This is a genomic window from Streptosporangium sp. NPDC049644 (assembly GCF_040675205.1).
GTDB lineage: Bacteria > Actinomycetota > Actinomycetes > Streptosporangiales > Streptosporangiaceae > Streptosporangium > Streptosporangium fukuiense.
On the sequence record NZ_JBFAOJ010000079.1, the window covers coordinates 15,326 to 32,081 of the forward strand.

General features: G+C 69.9%; 13 protein-coding genes. 10 read left to right on the forward strand and 3 right to left on the reverse strand.

Annotated features, from left to right (window positions below):
* The first annotated feature begins 25 nt into the window (after positions 1–25).
* Both AB0J58_RS32770 and AB0J58_RS32775 read left to right on the forward strand, forming a co-directional pair.
* On the forward strand, positions 26–739 hold the full coding sequence (locus AB0J58_RS32770) for an ABC transporter ATP-binding protein (protein ID WP_364223235.1): 714 nt from the start codon (positions 26–28) through the stop codon (positions 737–739).
* Positions 736–2,718: an ABC transporter permease gene (locus AB0J58_RS32775; RefSeq protein WP_364223238.1), complete on the forward strand. Its 1,983-nt coding sequence runs from the start codon at positions 736–738 to the stop codon at positions 2,716–2,718. Before AB0J58_RS32770 ends, AB0J58_RS32775 begins: the two co-directional genes overlap by 4 nt.
* Positions 2,719–2,936: 218 nt before the next feature.
* Here AB0J58_RS32775 and AB0J58_RS32780 read toward each other — a convergent pair whose 3' ends face one another.
* The 3 genes from AB0J58_RS32780 to AB0J58_RS32790 all read right to left on the reverse strand — a co-directional run bounded on the left by AB0J58_RS32780 (position 2,937) and on the right by AB0J58_RS32790 (position 6,889).
* Positions 2,937–3,608 carry a hypothetical protein gene (locus tag AB0J58_RS32780; protein ID WP_364223241.1) on the reverse strand — a complete coding sequence of 224 codons (672 nt, stop codon included), beginning with the start codon at positions 3,606–3,608 and terminating at the stop codon, positions 2,937–2,939.
* A gap of 337 nt (positions 3,609–3,945) precedes the next feature.
* Positions 3,946–6,003: a cellulase family glycosylhydrolase gene (locus tag AB0J58_RS32785; protein ID WP_364223244.1), complete on the reverse strand. Its 2,058-nt coding sequence runs from the start codon at positions 6,001–6,003 to the stop codon at positions 3,946–3,948.
* Between the two features lie 316 nt (positions 6,004–6,319).
* Positions 6,320–6,889: a TetR/AcrR family transcriptional regulator gene (locus AB0J58_RS32790; RefSeq protein WP_364223247.1), complete on the reverse strand. Its 570-nt coding sequence runs from the start codon at positions 6,887–6,889 to the stop codon at positions 6,320–6,322.
* A gap of 170 nt (positions 6,890–7,059) precedes the next feature.
* Between AB0J58_RS32790 and AB0J58_RS32795 the strand changes: the two genes are divergently transcribed.
* The 8 genes from AB0J58_RS32795 (at position 7,060) to AB0J58_RS32830 (ending at position 16,748) form a co-directional block, all read left to right on the forward strand.
* Positions 7,060–8,262: an acyl-CoA dehydrogenase family protein gene (locus AB0J58_RS32795; protein ID WP_364223250.1), complete on the forward strand. Its 1,203-nt coding sequence runs from the start codon at positions 7,060–7,062 to the stop codon at positions 8,260–8,262.
* Positions 8,259–9,290, forward strand: coding sequence for a phosphotransferase family protein (locus AB0J58_RS32800; RefSeq protein WP_364223253.1), 1,032 nt, complete (start codon positions 8,259–8,261; stop codon positions 9,288–9,290). Before AB0J58_RS32795 ends, AB0J58_RS32800 begins: the two co-directional genes overlap by 4 nt.
* 8 nt (positions 9,291–9,298) lie before the next feature.
* The gene (locus tag AB0J58_RS32805; RefSeq protein ID WP_364223256.1) at positions 9,299–10,039 is read left to right on the forward strand and encodes an SDR family oxidoreductase; all 741 of its coding nucleotides are present in this window, start codon (positions 9,299–9,301) and stop codon (positions 10,037–10,039) included.
* 419 nt (positions 10,040–10,458) lie between these two features.
* Positions 10,459–11,697 (forward strand): ABC transporter substrate-binding protein, encoded by a 1,239-nt coding sequence (locus tag AB0J58_RS32810; RefSeq protein ID WP_364223259.1) that lies wholly within the window; start codon positions 10,459–10,461, stop codon positions 11,695–11,697.
* A gap of 7 nt (positions 11,698–11,704) precedes the next feature.
* Positions 11,705–12,580, forward strand: coding sequence for a branched-chain amino acid ABC transporter permease (locus tag AB0J58_RS32815; protein ID WP_364223262.1), 876 nt, complete (start codon positions 11,705–11,707; stop codon positions 12,578–12,580).
* Positions 12,573–14,360: a branched-chain amino acid ABC transporter ATP-binding protein/permease gene (locus tag AB0J58_RS32820; RefSeq protein ID WP_364223265.1), complete on the forward strand. Its 1,788-nt coding sequence runs from the start codon at positions 12,573–12,575 to the stop codon at positions 14,358–14,360. The genes AB0J58_RS32815 and AB0J58_RS32820 overlap by 8 nt, the downstream gene beginning before the upstream one ends.
* Positions 14,357–15,115 (forward strand): ABC transporter ATP-binding protein, encoded by a 759-nt coding sequence (locus AB0J58_RS32825; RefSeq protein ID WP_364223268.1) that lies wholly within the window; start codon positions 14,357–14,359, stop codon positions 15,113–15,115. Before AB0J58_RS32820 ends, AB0J58_RS32825 begins: the two co-directional genes overlap by 4 nt.
* 1 nt (position 15,116) lies before the next feature.
* Positions 15,117–16,748: an AMP-binding protein gene (locus AB0J58_RS32830; protein ID WP_364223271.1), complete on the forward strand. Its 1,632-nt coding sequence runs from the start codon at positions 15,117–15,119 to the stop codon at positions 16,746–16,748.
* Positions 16,749–16,756: the final 8 nt, after the last annotated feature.

Below are 16,756 nucleotides of genomic sequence, written 5' to 3' on the forward strand. Positions count from 1 at the left end.
GGGCGGACGGGGCAGGGTCGGAGGTATGAGTGAATTCGTGCTTTCCGGCCACGGCCTGGTCAAGCGGTTCGGGCCGGCCGTCGCCCTGGCGGGGGTGGATGTCGGGATCGGCCGCGCGGAGGCTTTGGCGATCATGGGGCCGAGTGGGTCCGGCAAGTCGACTCTGCTCCATTGTCTCGCGGGCATCATGAAGCCGGATTCCGGAGAGGTGCGTCTGCTCGGAGAACGGATCGACACGATGGGGGAACGGGATCGCAGCACGCTGCGCCGTACCCGGTTCGGATTCGTGTTCCAGTTCGGGCAGCTCCTGCCCGAACTGCCGGCGGACGAGAACGTCGCGCTGCCGCTGATGCTCGGCGGAATGACGCGAGGACGGGCCGTACAGGAGGCGCGGGCGTGGTTCGGGCCGCTCGGACTGGGCGGAATGGAAGGGCGGCGGCCGGGCGAGCTGTCCGGAGGGCAGGCACAGCGGGTCGCGATCGCCCGCGCGCTCGTCACCCGCCCCGCCGTGATCTTCGCGGACGAGCCCACCGGTGCCCTCGACCAGGCCACCGGTCATGAGATCATGCGCATCCTGGTCGAGGCCACCAAGCACAACGGCGCGTCCCTGGTCGTCGTCACCCACGATCCCGAGGTGGCCCGGTGGTGCGACCGGGTGGTCGAGGTCCGCGACGGCATGATCCTCGCCCCTGGCCGGCGGCAGGACCACATTCGGGCGCTGTCCGGGGGAAACGCGTGAGGAACCTGCTGGAGCTGAGCTGGCGGCTGCTCCGCGGCGGTGGACGACAGTCGATGCTGGGGACAGGGCTGACGGCGGCGGCCGTGGCGATCTCGTCGGCGCTGCTGGTGTTCGCGCTGGCCGCCAACGTCGCCTTCGCGGCGCGCGCCGACCGGGAGGCGTGGCGCAACCCGGTGGAGGCCAAGGGGACGCCCGTCGCGATCGAGGCCACGGCCAAGGACTATGTCCGGGACCGGATCATCACGGTCGTGGACGTCGCGCCGCTGCGGTACGCCCCCGGGGTGAGGCCGCCGGGGACGGACCGGATGCCCAGGCCGGGCGAGGTGTGGGTGTCGCCGGGGCTCGCGGAGCTGATGAGGGAACTGCCGGCCGAGCAGCTCGCCGCGCGCTTCCCCGGCAAGGTGGCGGGCACGATCGGGGACGACGGACTGCTGTTCCCGGACGAGCTCGTCGCCGTCGTGGGACGCACGGCCGCCGATCCCGCGATGGCGGCCTCCCGGGCGGACCACCCGCTGACGTCCACGCCGCCGACGAAGATCAGCGATTTCGCGGGGAGGGCCGGCGACGAGACCGTCGTCTACCAGATCATGGCGCTCATCGCGAGCGTGCTGATGGTCGTGCCGCTGCTCGTGTTCGGGGGCGCGGCGGCCCGGCTGACCGTGGCGCGGCGGGACCAGCGGCTGGCCGCGCTGCGGCTGGTGGGGGCGACGCCGTGGCAGGTCGTCATGATGACGGTCGCCGAGGCGGTGATCACGGCGTTCGGCGGGGCCGTGCTCGGCCTGGTGCTGTACGGCGCGGCCGTTCCGCTGCTGAGCCGGATCGAGATGGCCGACGGGTCGTGGTTCGCCGCCGACCTGTGGCCCGGAATCCTCCCGGTGCTCGGCGTACTGCTGGCAGTACCCCTGCTGGTCGGCCTGTCGGCGGTGATCGGGCTGCGGCGGGTGGTGGTCAGCCCGCTCGGGGTGGCGAAACGGGAGACGCCGCCCGCGATGCGGTTCGTCCGGGTGGTCGCGCTGTTCGTGATCCTGATCGCCGTCCCGCTGTCGTTCCGGGGCACATCGACGACGGTCGTCGCGGGCGTGCTCGGGTTGGCCTTCCTCGGCGTCAACCTCGTCGGGCCCTGGGTGGTGGGCGTCATCGGCCGGATCACCACCCGTACGGCACGGCGGCCCGCCAGGCTGCTGGCCGGCCGCCGCCTGGTCGACGACCCCAAGTCGGCCTGGCGGACCGTCAGCGGAGTGGCACTGACCGGTTTCATCGCCGGGTTCGTCGGGCTGCTGAGCCCGTCGTCCGACCTGCTGGGCGGTCCCCCCTCCACGGCCGGCCTGCGCCTTGTGGTCCCCGACGCCCAGGCGGCCGCCCTCGCGGAGCAGGCGGGGGAACGGCTCTCCGGAGCCGGGATCGACGCTCACGTCAAGACCTCCGGCAGGCCGGAGTCCGGCCGGGCGAAGGAGAGGACGCTCACCATCAGCCTGCCCCCGGGCGACGGTTACACCATGCGGATCGACACCGCCCGTACGGCACTCGCCGGCCTGGTCCCGGGACACGTCGCCACCTCGCCGATGGACGACCAGTGGCAGGGCATCCGCCTGCTCGACGACGTCCGCACCGGGACGTTGGTCGTGCTCGGGGTCTCCTTCCTGGTGGCGATCGCGAGCGCGGGGATCACCGCTGCCTCGTCGGTGCTCGACCGACGGCAGGCGTACGCCCTGCTCCGCCTGGCCGGGACCCCGCTCGAAGTGCTGGACAGGGCGCGGCGTACCGAGACTCTCGTCCCCCTCGCGGTGATGGGCGGCGGTTCCATCCTGATCGGCATGTTCTGCGCGTCGCCGTTCGTGTACGCGGCGATGAGCGTGAGCGGGGCGGTCACGCTGCTGACCTCTGTCGCCGTGGGGTTCGCCGGGGTGCTGGGGGCGGGTGCGCTGTCACGGCCCCTGCTCCGCTCGGTCACCGCCAACCCGGCCCCACGACCGGACTGACATCGTCGAACCCGTGGCATCGAGATCGCCGGTGTTCGGGCTGTCTTCTTCTCCGCCGACGGTGTCCCCGCGGATCACATACGGAGCTCACGCGATCACACTCCCGATCGGTGGGCGGCCGAGGTATCGGCGCCGGTTCTTCGGGACGTGACCTGTCCGTGAGGTGACCCCTGCCATGCCACCTCGGGCGGCATGGCAGGGGTGGTGATTCTCAGCGGTCAGGAGGTCTCCGTGGGTGAGGAGGTCGGTGCGGGTGAGGAGGTCGGCGGCCGGCCGGGCTGGTGGTCGCGGTGCGAGCGGTCTCCCTTGCCGTGCCACTGACCTCCCTTGCCGTGTCGGCCCTGCCCGTCGCGCGTGGTCGCGTCGTGGATCGCGACGGCGGTGGCCGTGCCGCCGTCCACCTTCGCCATGACCATGACCTTCTGCCCGGTCTTCAGGGTGTCGCCGTCCTCGCCGCGGCGGTTGATCCGGGTGTCCCCGTTGATCGCGTACTCCTTGGTGTAGCCGTCCTCGCTCTTGACCGTGATCGAGTCCTGGTCGACGGCCGTGACGTCGCCGTACTGGGTGGCGACGGTCACGTACTTGCCCTCACCGTCGGGCACGACGAACTCGCCGTGGATGGAAGGTCCGCCGAAGCCCATCCTGTGGCCCCGGCCCTGGTCCTGTCCCGGCGCCTTGTCGGACGGTGCCGCCGACGGTGTCGCGGTGTCGCCGGCCGTGGGCGTCGGGGACGGCGAGGGCGAGAACGCGGCCGCGGTGGCGACACCGGCTCCGGCGACCACGGCGAGCGCGGTGGTGGCGATGAGCAGCGCGGAGCGAGGGATGCGGCGCCTGGGCGGCTCGTTCACCAGTGTTTCCGCGGTGTTGAATCCGTCCGATCCAGAGGTCATCTTTCTTCCTCCCCCTAGCAGTCAATAGGACAACAATGCATAAGCTCACCTAAAGCTGCCGTAAATGCCGTTCGTGCTCTGAAGATCACCCTCCGTGTGGAGCAGCCTTCGCGTCGCCGGCTCCGGTGCGCGGAGACGTCCGTGTCGACCGGAACACGATCACGGTGCTGGAGTGGCCGGATCGAGGCACTGATCACTCGGCTGTACGTCAAGCCGGACATCGGCCGGACGGGGGGACGGGCGTACGTTCCGGTACGGCCTGGGATACCGGCGGTCCACGATTCGCTTCGCCGAACCATGGACCGCCGGGACGGTGCCGGGTGGGGAGCCCGCTCGATCAGGTCGTGGTACCGGTGACCGTGCTTCCCGACTTGGTGACGAAGTAGGTCACGGTCGTGCCGCTCCAGAAGTGGAGGGTGAGCGTGACCTTTGAGGCGTCGTTGACCTCGGCGAAGAACTCCGGCTTCAGCGTGATGGTGTTGGCGCTGTAGTTGGGGGCGAAGGCGACGTCGAACTCCTTGAACGAGGTCCAGTTGTGGGGGCCGGCATTGGTGCCGTTGGCGTACTTGGCCTCCATGGTGGCGAGCTGGTCACCCTTGAACGTGGTGGGGATGGCGAAGGAACTCGTCGTTCCGCTCGCGTTCTGCACCGTCGGCGTGTCGTAGGTGACTATGTTGATCCGCCACGGGACGCCCTGGGAGAACCGGGCCGACAGCGTCGCGTTGACGCCGTAGGCCCGGGAGCCCGTCAGCCGGGTGAGCGCGGATGCGGTGAACGTGAGCTGGTCGCCCGAGACGGTGTAGTCGGTGCCGCGTACCAGATCCGTGCCGCCCTGGCGGATCCCCACGAACGAGGTGCCGTTCAGGTTCAGGGTGAGCGTCTTGCCGGTGATGGCGGACGCCTTCGCGTTGAACACCTGATCCGACGAGGCGGTACCCGAGCGTGTCGTCCAGCTGGACTTGATCTGTGCGAACAGTTCGGGGTCGGCCCACTGGAACGAGGTCCGGTTGAAGTGCTGGCCGTTGTCCCACAGCATGGTGGTGATCTGCCTGGTACGCGCGTAGTGGCCGAGGAATTCGAAGAACTTCAGTTTCTCGCCCTGTTGGATCGTGCCGGTGTGCCGGTCGAAGCCCAGCAGTCCGTACTCGCCGATGATCACGGGGATGCCGCGGGTCACGAAGGCGCTGTACACCCGGTCGAAGGCGCCGGTCAGGTCCTGCTGAACGGTGGCGTCGAAGCGCGTGCCGCCGGCGACGTTGACGCTGAACGGCCAGTACCCGTAGAAGTGGACCGTCGCGATGAGGTTGGGGTCGTTCATCGCGTTGAACGTGCTGACCAGCTCGTCGACCCTGGCCTGGTCGGCCGAGGTGTGCAGGGTCGGCAGGACGAGCAACCGGGTCGCGTTGTTGCCGCCCGACTGGCGCACGATGTTTCGGAAGGACGTGTTGAGTTCGTTCAGCAGGGTCGCGTTCTGGGCGTCTCCGGAGCTGCCGGTGAAGGTCGGCTCGTTGACGCTCTCGAACACCAGCTTGGCGGAGGAGTTCCGGAACGTGCCGGCGATCTGGGTCCAGATCGCGTTGTACCGAGCCAGCACGTTCGTTCGGTCGCCCGGCATGTTCTGGATCCACTGCCACGAGTCGTGATGGATATTGATCATCACGTAGAAGCCGTCGGCGAGGGCCCAGTCGACGACCTCTTTCACCCGGTTCATGTGCGTCGCGTTGATGGTGTAGTTGGGGGCCCCGCCCTGGTACTGACCCCAGGTCACCGGGATCCGGATGCTGTTGAAGCCCTGCGCCCTGATGTTGTCGAGCAGCGCCGCCGTGATCCGCGGGTTGCCCCATGAGGTCTCGTCCGAGCCGGTGGCGTCGAGGGAGTTGCCCAGGTTCCAGCCGGGCTGCATCGCGGCCACCACGGCCTGCGCGTTGCCGGGCGTCGGTGTCGGCGTCGGTGTCGGTGTCGGGGTGGGGGTGGGCGTCGACGTCGGGGTACCGCCGCAGGCCACGCCGTTGACGGCGAAAGCGGTGGGGTTGGTGTTGGCACCGCTGTAGCCGCCGTTGAAGCCGACGGTGACGCCGGCGCCCGTTCCCAGGCCCGGGGCGTACGACGGGGCGGTCACGGTCACGCTCTGGCCCGACTGAGCCCAGGTTCCGCCCCAGCCCTGGGTGACCTGCTGGTTGCCGGGCCAGGTGTAGCGCAGCGTCCACGAGCCGATCGGATCGCCGAGATTGTTGATCGTGATGTTGGCGCCGAACCCGCTGCCGTTGTCCCATGCCTTGGTGTAGGTCACGGAACAGGCGACCGCCGCCTGGGCGGCGGGCGAGGTGACGGCCACCCCGATCGCCGCCAGGAGTGCGACCGCTGTGGACAGAGCCCACAAACGCAGTGTCTTCATCTTCAAGCCTCCAGGGAAGGGGTGCCCGTATGGGAGCGCTCCCATCTTTGGCTTGTTTCGCATCCGTGTACAGGACGTTTCCCCAGGCTGTGCCGCTGACCTGCTGCTGGGCAGGAAGAATTCAGCGGACGTATGAAAATTTCAGTGGGGCGGGCAGGTCGCCCTCAGTCGAGGTTCATGGAGATGGTCCTGTCCCTCGTGGCCGAGGCCTCGCCGCCGTTCGTGCGCCGGGAACCCGGTCAGACGGTCGGCGCCGACCGGACAGGGACATGTGCCGACCGGGGCGTCGTGGGCGCCCGGCCGAACGGTCGCCGGCTCAGCGAGCGCCCGCGAGTCGCAGCGCGAGATCGCCGTACTGGTACACGACCTGGTCCTCGGTGAAGTCGCCACTCTCCCGATACCAGACGGAGACGCCCATGCCGAGGTCGAGGATGGCATAGGAGGTCAGCTTCACGGACGCGACGCGGAACCGATCCGCCTGTACCCCGTCGGCGACGAGCTTCCGGAATCCGTGCTCGTATCTTGCGCGCCGCCGGAGAACCTCAGCCCGGTGCGGCTCCTCGAGGCTGCGGATCTCTCGGGTACCCACGAAGGCCTCCAGCCGGTGTCGGGCATGAAACCGCACGTGCGCCTCGGTGGCTCTGCGGAGACGTTCGGTGACGTCCTCGCAGCCTGAGATGGCGGCCTCGTGGTTCTCCAGGAGGGTGTCCATTGTCGCGGTCATGATCTGAGCGAGTAGCTCTTGTTTTGACCCGACGTGCTTGTACAGGCTCGGCCCGCGGATCCCGATCGCAGCCCCGATGTCCGCCATCGTGGTGGCTTGATATCCGCGTTCGGAGAACAACGTCAGCGCCGCCGCTCTGATGTCCGCCACACGCACCGCCACGGGCGACCTCCTAGTGTTCCCTTAAGGCTAATCGATGCTAGCCGAAGCGAGGATGATCCTGTGCCTTTATTGATACTCGCCTTGACAGCAAGGAAGGGTGGCGGCTACGAAAGGCTAACAGTTATTAGCCTGTTGCGGGAGATGAGCCCAAGACGCCGGGAGGTCGGTCAGTGCCCATTGATTTGTCCCATGAACCGCGGGTGGAGGAGCTGGCTCGGCGCACCGCGCGCTTCGTCCGTGAGGTCGTCGTTCCCGAGGAGGAGCGCTACGGCGGTGTCGCGGCTGCCGGGGGCGAGGAGTTGCGCGGCCGGCTCCAGGCCGCGGCCAAGCAGGCCGGCCTGTTCGCCCCGCATGTGGCGCTCGAGTACGGCGGGCACGGTCTGGACATGCGGGGCCGGGCGGCGGTCTTCGAGGAGGCCGGCTGGTCGCTGTTCGGGCCGCTCGCGCTCAATATCGCCGCTCCGGACGAGGGCAACATGCATCTGCTGGAGGCGGTGTCGACTCACCCGCAGAGGGAGCACTACCTGCGTCCCCTTGCCCAAGGAGAGGTGCGCTCGTGTTTCGCGATGACCGAACCGGCTCCGGGGGCGGGCTCGGACCCGACCGCCCTGAGCACGCGGGCGACGAAGGTGGCGGGTGGCTGGCGGATCGATGGTCGCAAATGGTTCATCACCGGCGCCGACGGTGCGGCCTTCGCCATCTGCATGGCCCGAACATCCGGTGAGCCGGGAGACCGCGGCGGCGCGACCATGTTCCTCGTGGACGTCGACAACCCGGGAATGAAGATCATCCGACACATCGACACCCTCGACGAGAGCCTGTTCGGCGGGCACTGCGAGATGGTGTTCGACGACTGCGTCGTGCCCGACGACGCGGTGCTCGGTGAGGTGGACAAGGGGTACGACTACGCTCAGGTGCGGCTGGGCCCGGCGCGGATGACACACTGCATGCGCTGGCTGGGCATCGCCCGACGGGCGCAGGAGATCGCGCTGGCCAGGGCGTCGGAGCGGGAACTCTTCGGCTCACGTCTGGGCGACCTCGGCATGGTGCAGGGCATGATCGCCGACTCGGAGATCGACATCGCCGCGGCCAGGGCGTTGACGCTGCAGGCGTGCTGGGAACTCGACCGCGGCCGTTCCGCGGCACAGTCCACCGCGATCGCCAAGGCGTTCACCGCGGAGGCGGTGTGGCGCGTGGTGGATCGGGCGCTGCAGGTCTGCGGCTCACTCGGGGTGTCCGGCGATGTGCTGCTGGGGCGGTTCCTGCGTGAGGTGCGCCCCTTCCGCATCTATGACGGCCCGACCGAAACGCATCGGTGGGCCATCGCCCGCCGGGCTCTGCGCGGCAGCCGGGCGCACGGGAACGTGACATGACAGGTGTCCCTGAAGGGCTGCACCTGGCCGCCCTTCAGCGCTACTTCGACGCGCATGTTCCGGAGGCGGCCGGCCCGATCACCGCCGAACTGCTGCACGGCGGCCGGTCCAACCTCACCTACCGCCTGACCGACGGCCACAGCGCGTGGGTGCTGCGTCGCCCGCCGCTCGGCGGACTCACCCCGTCCGCGCACGACATGGCCCGGGAGTACCGGGTGGTCGGCGCGCTCCGGGGCACCGCCGTCCCCGTCGCGCCCACGGTCGCGCTGTGTGAGGACACCTCGGTCATCGGGAGCCCGTTCTCCCTCGTCGAGTACGTGTCCGGCGAGGTCGTCCGCAGCCGGGAAGACCTCGACCGCCATGGCGGAGACGAACCGGCTCGCTGCGCCTACGGCCTGGTCGATGTGCTCGCCACGCTTCATGCCGTGCCGTACGCCGAGGTGGGTCTGGCGGGCTTCGGCCGCGCCGAGGGTTTCCTGGGACGGCAGGTCCGCCGCTGGTACGACCAGTGGCGCCGGGTGGCGACGCGTGAACTCCGCGACATCGATGTCCTGCATGCCAAGCTCGACGAGGCGGTGCCGGCCGAGAGCGGTGCCTCCATCGTCCACGGCGACTTCCGTATCGACAACGCCATCTTCGACGCACGAGACCTGGGCACGGTGCGGGCACTGGTGGACTGGGAGATGGCCACCCTCGGCGACCCGCTGGCCGACCTCGCGCTGCACCTGGTCTACCGCGACCCGGCCATCGAACCGGTGCTCGGTGGGTCGGCGGCCGCTGTGAGCGAGCACCTGCCCTCCACCGAGGCGCTCGCCGAACGGTACGCCCGAGTGTCCGGGCGCGATCTCGGCCGCCTCGAGTTCTACCTGGCGCTGGGATATTTCAAGATCGCTGTTATCGCGGAGGGGATTCACGCGCGCCATGCGCGGGGGCTGACGGTGGGGCAGGGCTTCGAGACGGCCGGTGCCGCGGTTCCGCTGCTCGCCGCGGGCGGGCTACGCGCGATGACGGGAAGAGAGGTCGTATGACCGGCACCATGCGAACCAGGCCGGCGGCGCTGGTCACCGGCGCCTCCCGGGGGATCGGTCTGGCCATCGCCGAGCGGCTGGCCGAGGCGGGGCACGATATGACGATCTGTGCCCGGGATGCCGACCACCTCGCCACCGCTGCCGCCCGGCTGGGCGCATATGGGGTGGAGGTGCGTTCCGAGCCCGCCGACATGGCCAAGGAGCAGGACATCCTCCGCGTCGCCCAGACGCACACGTCGGCCTATGGGCGGTGCGACGTGCTGGTGATCGCGGCCGGCGTCGGTACGGCAGGCCCTCTCGACGCCGTGCCCCTGCATCGGTTCGACAAGCAGTTCGCCGTCAACGTCCGGGCGTGCTATGCGCTGGTACAGGCCCTGCTTCCGGCCCTGCGCGCGACCGCGGCGCAGCGCTCCGTCTCGGGGGCGAAGGTCATCGCGCTTTCGTCGATCACGGGCGTCTACCCCGAGCCGGGCCTGGCCGCCTATGGAGCGTCCAAGGGCGCGCTCATCGCGTTGTGCCGCTCGATCAACGCCGAGGTCTCCGCCGCCGGAATCACGGCCACCGCGATCTGTCCGGGCTACGTTGATACTGATATGTCCGCATGGGTGCACGATCGCATCGACCCCGCCGAAATGATCAGTACAGCGGACGTCGCGGAGCTGGCGATGAGCATCACCCGGCTCTCCGCACGAGCCGTCGTTTCCGAACTGGTCGTCACCCGTCCTGGGGGCCAACTACACCGCGCTTGAACGCCGCCGCCTGGCCGTTGCCACGCGGGTGTCTTCGGCGATGTGGGCTGGAAGGCCCGACCATGTCATCACGATCATCGCCGTGACGTCCGAGGCTCTCGCAACCCCGAAGGTCGGAAAGAACCTCGGACGTTTCGGTTTCCACTCCACTCGAAGTGCCCCTACGAGACGGGTGCCGGGTGCCTTCGACATCCCCCGCGGAATCGGAACGCGAGTCGATACCTGCCGCTGCCCCTCGGCCCCTTGGGCCGCCTTGGCCCGCTGACGCCTCCGCTCGTCACCCGTCCGGCACGGCCTTGGGCCGACTTCGACGCCCGGCTCTGACCAGCCCATTGTGCCGCTCGATCTTACGGGCTTCCTCTTGACGCCCATCGAGGCGAAGTATACAAACGTTCATACACTAATCTGAGGAGGCGGCCTTGGTCACTTACCGGATGGACGGGATGTCCCGGCGAGGGTTTCTGGCGGGCGCCGCGTCCGCCGCCGCGCTCGGAGCGCTCGGCCTTGGGACGGCGGCGTGCGGGAGCTCGGGAGGCGGAGGAAACACGGCCGCCCGGATCGGGTGGGTGGAGCCGAAGACCGGTCGCCTCGCAGCCGCCTACAAGCCGATCTACGTGGGTGCGCGGCTCGCGCTGGAGGACATCAAGGTGGCCGGCGGCCTGCTCGGACAGGCGGTGCAGGTCGCGGAGCAGGACGACAAGGGGAGCCCGGCCAGCCAGCCGGCCGTGGCACAGCGGCTGATCCGGGAGAATCCGACCTTCGTGGTCGGACCGACAGGCAGCTCACAGGTGCTGGCGTCGGTGACGGCCCTCGCCCGCGCGAACCTGATCCAGTCGTGCTGGGGAGGCGCGGAGCTGCTCGGGGACGGTGACCGCTTCCCGCACCACTACCAGCTCGTCTACAACACCACCCAGCAGGCCAGGGTGGCGGCGCGCTTCCTCCACGAGGTCCGCGGGCTGCGCAAGATCGGCATCATCGTGGAGAACTCGGAGTTCGGCACGTCGATCAGGGACGCCGTCGTCCGGACGCTGCGCGACGACTACTCCGCCAAGCCGGTCGCGGTCGAGGTGTTCGAGGTGGACGCCTCCGACATGACGCCGTTCGTCCGGAATCTGGAGCGGGCCGGTGTAGACGGGCTGGGGCTGTTCACCGGTCAGCCGCAGGCGACCATCCTGATCCTGCGGGCGATGGCGGCCAGCGATTTCCATCCTGTGATCGTTTCGCACGACCTCAACTACCTCGATGCGCTCGGGGAGTTCCCGCGGCCCCTGCTCGACGGGTTCTTCGGCACCACCTACCGGGGGCTCACCTATGCCGGCGACGAGCAGCCTCCGGCCGAGGTACGCAGGCTGGTCGAACGGATCAACGCGCATCCGGACACCGCGGGCCTCGGTTACTCGGCGGTGACCAGCCCCTACTACGACTACGTGATGCTGATGGCCACGGTGATCGGGGAGACCAAAAGCCTCGATCCGGCCGATCTCAAGGCCGCGCTCGACAAGGTCGACGGTTACCAGGGCACCCGGGCGAAGGTGTCGTTCACCGCGAAGCGGCACTCCGGCATCGCCGATGAGGACATCACGATCGGCACTCTCATGTCGGCGAAGGATCCGGAGAGCCTGGGCGGGGTTCTGCGGCGGCGCGCGGACGGGGTGTGACCACCCGATGATCACCGACATCCTGGTCACGGGGCTGGTCTTCGGCAGCCTCTACGGCCTTGTCGCGATGGGGTTCAACGTCCTGTACCGGCCGACGAACGTGGTGAACTTCGCCCAGGGCGAGCTCATCATGATCGGCGCGATGCTGATGGCCGCCACTCCGATCGGGGGACTCCCCTGGGGAATCGCCGCCGTCTGCGTGATGGCCGTCGTCGCGGTCGTGGCGCTGGCCGAGGAGCGGGTGGCCGTCACCCCGGTGCTGCGCAGATCGTCCCACGCAGCCGGCTGGGTGATCACCACGCTGGCGTTCTCGCTGCTGCTCGCGGAGGCCGCCGGACGGCTGTGGACGGACCAGCCGAGCACCGTCGCACCCCCGTGGCCGCTGTCCATCAACGTCAACGAGGTGGCGGGAGTCCGGTTCTCGAGCTACCAGATCGGGGTGGTGGCCATCGCCGTCGCCGTGGTGATACTGCTCGGCCTACTGGACCGTTCCCGGTTCGGCGCCGCGTTGCGCGCGGTGGCCGCCGACCGTGACGGCGCCCGGCTGCGCGGCATCGACCCGACGATGCTGACCCGCCGTTCCTTCCTGCTCGGCGGCGCCCTGGCGGGGCTCACCGGAGTGCTGGCGGCGCCGTTGCTGCTGGCCTCGGTGACGATGGGCCTGGGTCTGCTGATCAAGGGTTTCGCCGCACTGGCGGTCGGCGGGATCGGCGACAACCGAGGCGTCCTGGTGGCGGGATGGGTGCTCGGCACCGTCGAGGCCGCGGGCGCCACCTACGGCTCTCCCGGGTCGCAGTCCGTCGTCCTGTTCGTAGCGATGCTGCTCATCCTGCTGATCCGGCCCAACGGCCTGCGCGGTCTGGCGGTGCAACGTCATGTCTGAAGTTCTCGGAACACGGGCGGGCGCCGTGCGGCGCTCGGCCCCTTGGGTCGCTCTCGTGGCGGCCGTGGCCGCGCTGCCACTGGTCAGCGGCGACCCGACGATCACCTACCTCGCCACCACGGCCGCGATCTACGTGCTGGTGGGGATGGGGCTGAACATCATGTTCGGCTACACCGGCCAGGTCTCGCTCGGACAGGGCGCGCTGGTCGCCGTAGGTGCCTACGCCACCGGCATCCTCATGGCCGACCACGGCTGGACCTTCTGGGCGGCGGCCCCGGTGGCGGTGGTGATCGCCACGGGCGCCGGGACCCTGATGGCGCTGCCCGCCTTCCGGCTGTCGTCCTGGTACATCGCCCTGGTCACGCTCGGAGCGGCGATGGCGATGCGCAGCCTGCTGGTCGAGTTCGAGGGGCTGACCGGTGGCTGGTCCGGGCTGGTCGGCATCCCGCGGCCCGCGTTCGGTTCCTGGGAACTCGGGGAACGAGACGTCCTCTGGCTGGCCCTCGCCGTGAATGTCGTACTGTTCGTCATGGTCCGCACCATCGTCGACTCTCGCTTCGGCCGGGGCATGATGGCCGTACGGGACGCGCCGGAGATGGCGCGGAGCGTCGGCGTCGGACCCGCGCGGATGAAGCTGTTCGCGTTCGCCTGCGGTGGCGCCACCGCGGGGCTGGGCGGGGCGCTGCTGGCCGTTCATCACGGGCTCGTCACCCCGGACGACTTCACCCTCGACTTCTCGATCCTGTTCCTGCTGGTGGTCATCATCGGCGGCGCCGCGCGTCTCGCCGGCCCGATCATCGGCACCCTGCTGTTCTTCGCCCTCCCGGAACTGCTGACCGGCCTGGCGGAATGGCGCGGCCTCATCTACGGCGCGGCGCTGCTGGTGCTGATGGTGTACGCGCCGCACGGCATCGCCGGGGCGTGGGAGAGGCTGCGGGCACGCCACGGGGCCGGTGACACGTCTTCCGACGTCCCCGGCACGGACGTCACGATCGAGGTCAGGCCGCCGCGCGGGGAGCCGCTCGGCGTCGAACTGGCCGGCGTCCGCAAGTCCTTCGGCGGCGTGCACGCGCTGCGCGGCATCGACCTCACCATCGAGCCGGGTACGGTGCACGCGATCGTCGGGCCCAACGGGTCGGGGAAGACGACCCTGCTCAACGTGATCACTCGTCTGCTGCAGCAGGACGAGGGACGGGTCCTCCTCGGAACCGAGGACGTCAGCCGGGCCACGGCCGAGCGGCTCGCCCGGCGCGGGGTGGCGCGCGTCTTCCAGACGCCGCGGCTGCTGGGCGCGTCGAGCCTGCGGGACAACGTCCTGCTCGGCGCCTACGCGCGGGAGCGGGCGAACGGTCCGGCGACCGTCCTGCGGCTGCCGTGGGCCCGGCGCGAACGGGCCGAACTGGAGAGGGAGGCCGACGGGCTGCTGGCCGGTCATGGCCTCGCCGGGCGGGCGGACGAGGAGGCCGCGGCGCTGCCGCACGGCGAGCGGAGACTGCTGGAGGTCGCCCGGGCCTTGATGGCACGGCCGCGCCTGCTGCTGATGGACGAGCCGGCGGCCGGGCTCACGCCGCGCGAACTGGAGGCGCTGGGCCGCCTGATCCGCGCGATTCGCGATGCGGGCACCACGGTGGTCCTGGTGGAGCACCATATCGAACTCGTCGCGAGCGTCGCCGACGTCGTGACCGTCCTAGACCAGGGCGAACTGGTGACATCGGGGTCGCCGGAGGAGGCACTCGGTGACGCACGGGTCGTCGAAGTGTACTTGGGAGCACCCGCATGAGAACGCAGGGCGAGGAACTGATCACCGTGTCCGGGCTGAGTGCCGGGTACGGGACGGTGCCGGTGATCCGCTCGGTGGACTTCACGGTCCATACGGGCGAGATCTTCGCGGTGGTCGGCGGCAACGGGGCCGGGAAGACGACCCTGCTCAGCACCATCTCGGGGCTGCTTCACCCCACGTCCGGATCGGTGCGGCTCGCCGGAACCGACATCACCGGGTGGAGCCCGGAACGGATCGTGGCCCACGGCCTCGTCCACATTCCCGAGGGCAGGCGTCTCTTCACCGGGCTCACAGTGGCCGAGCATCTGAGACTCGGGCTCTGGAACGTCCCGGACCGGCGCAAGGTCGAGCGGGAGCGGACGGATCGGGTCGTCGACCTGTTCCCGGTGCTGGGCGAGCGGATGGACGCCTACGCGGAGGTGCTCAGCGGCGGCGAACAGCAGATGCTCGCCATCGGCCAGGCGCTGATGCGCGAACCCCGAGTGCTGCTGCTGGACGAACCGTCCATCGGCCTGGCACCCGTGATCATCCAGCGGGTGTTCGCGGTGGTGGACCGGCTGCGGGAGCAGAACCTGACGGTGATCCTGGTCGAGCAGCGTGTCAACCAGGCGCTGGCGCTCGCCGACCGGGGACTGGTCATGCGGCACGGCCGGATCGAGGTTGTCGGCGCCGCCGCCGAGCTCGCGGAGGATCCCGTGCTGCGGGCCGCCTATCTGGGCGCGGCCGTGGCCGGCGAGCAGCGGAACAAGGAGTGACATGAGCGGTGAGTGGTGGGGCCCGGAAGTGCCCGAGGCCGACGAATGCGTGGTGGCGGAGCTTCTCGTCCGCCGGGCCGCGGAGCACCCCGACCGGGTGTACGTGATCTTCGAGGACGGGACGCGGTGGACTTACGCCGAAACCCTGGACCAGGCCGAGCGAGTCGCCGCGGGGCTGCACGCGCTGGGCGTGCGGCCGGGTGACACGGTCGTCTCCTGGCTGCCGAACGGGCCCGACGCACTGCGCGTCTGGTTCGGCGTCAACCTGCTGGGCGGCACCCTGGTACCGCTCAACACCGCCTACCGCGGCAGGCTGCTCGAACATGCGATCCGGCTGTCCGGGGCGCGGGTGGCGGTCGTGCACGGTGAGCTGGCCGGGCGCCTGGACGAGATCGATGCCGGCGCGCTGGAACGGGTGGTGGTGCTCGGGGAGGGCGACAGCCGATCGGCGGGCCGGGCCGGGACGCTGGGGGCGGAGGTGCTGGCGGCGCCGGGCCCCGGCTTCCGCCCGGACTCACCACCCCGGCCGTGGGACTCGTACGCGGTGATCCTCACGTCCGGAACGACGGGGCCGTCGAAGGGCGTCCTGTGCTCGTACGTCCAGCTCGCGGCCTGCGCGCGGGCCGCGTTCGGCAGCTGCTTCGGAGCGGCCGACCGCTACATGGTGAACCTGCCGCTGTTCCACGCGGGCGGCACCATCGGCACGTACGCGGCGTTGTTGCTCGGCGGCGGGATCAGTCTCGTCAGCGCGTTCGACACCGAGTCGTTCTGGCCGGCCGTCCGCGACACGGGCACCACGCACGTCACGCTGCTCGGCGTGATGGCGACGTTCCTGGGCAAGCGCCCCCCGTCCCCGCATGACCGTGCTCACCCGCTGCGGCACGTTTTCATGATCCCGCTCATCGAGGACAGCGCGGCGTTCGCCGAGCGCTTCGGTGTCGACGTGGTGGCCATGTTCAACATGACGGAGGTGTCGATTCCGATCATCTCCGGCCCCAACCCGGATGTGCCGGGCACGTCCGGGCGGCTGCGGCCCGGTGTCGAGGCCCGGGTCGTCAACGAGCACGACCGGCCGGTGCCCGACGGGGAGGTCGGTGAGCTGGTGCTGCGCACCGTCCAGCCGTGGGCACTGAACTCCGGTTACCTCGGGATGCCCGAGGCGACGGCACGGGTCTGGCGCAACGGGTGGTTCCACACCGGGGACGCCTTCCGGACGGTGGACGGCGAGTACTTCTTCGTGGACCGGATGGGCGACACGATCCGGCGCCGCGGCGAGAACATCTCCTCGGCCGAGGTGGAGACCGAGCTGCTGGCGCATCCGTCGGTCCGGGAGGCCGCGGTGGTCGCCGTGCCGAGCCCATACGGCGAGGACGATGTGCTCGCCGTGGTCGCGCCCGTGGACGGGTCGGAGATCGACCCCGCCGAGCTGCTGCGTTTCCTGATCCCCCGCATGGCGCACTTCATGGTGCCCCGCTACGTGCGCGTGGTCGACGCGCTGCCGCACACCCCGACGAACAAGATCGAGAAGCACCGGTTGCGCTCGGAAGGCGTCACGGCGGACACGGCCGATCGCGAGCGGCTGGGCGTGGCCGTCCGGCGTGACCGCATCGGCGGGACGCCCGCCGCAGGCTGAGCCTTCCC

Bases quoted from the DNA above. Each gene is read 5' to 3' on its own strand.
- AB0J58_RS32770 (WP_364223235.1), top strand. From the start codon at position 26: ATGAGTGAATTCGTGCTTTCCGGCCACGGCCTGGTCAAGCGGTTCGGG.
- AB0J58_RS32780 (WP_364223241.1), bottom strand. From the start codon at position 3,608: ATGACCTCTGGATCGGACGGATTCAACACCGCGGAAACACTGGTGAAC.
- AB0J58_RS32785 (WP_364223244.1), bottom strand. From the start codon at position 6,003: ATGAAGACACTGCGTTTGTGGGCTCTGTCCACAGCGGTCGCACTCCTG.
- AB0J58_RS32800 (WP_364223253.1), top strand. From the start codon at position 8,259: ATGACAGGTGTCCCTGAAGGGCTGCACCTGGCCGCCCTTCAGCGCTAC.
- AB0J58_RS32805 (WP_364223256.1), top strand. From the start codon at position 9,299: ATGCGAACCAGGCCGGCGGCGCTGGTCACCGGCGCCTCCCGGGGGATC.
- AB0J58_RS32815 (WP_364223262.1), top strand. From the start codon at position 11,705: ATGATCACCGACATCCTGGTCACGGGGCTGGTCTTCGGCAGCCTCTAC.
- AB0J58_RS32820 (WP_364223265.1), top strand. From the start codon at position 12,573: ATGTCTGAAGTTCTCGGAACACGGGCGGGCGCCGTGCGGCGCTCGGCC.
- AB0J58_RS32825 (WP_364223268.1), top strand. From the start codon at position 14,357: ATGAGAACGCAGGGCGAGGAACTGATCACCGTGTCCGGGCTGAGTGCC.
- AB0J58_RS32830 (WP_364223271.1), top strand. From the start codon at position 15,117: ATGAGCGGTGAGTGGTGGGGCCCGGAAGTGCCCGAGGCCGACGAATGC.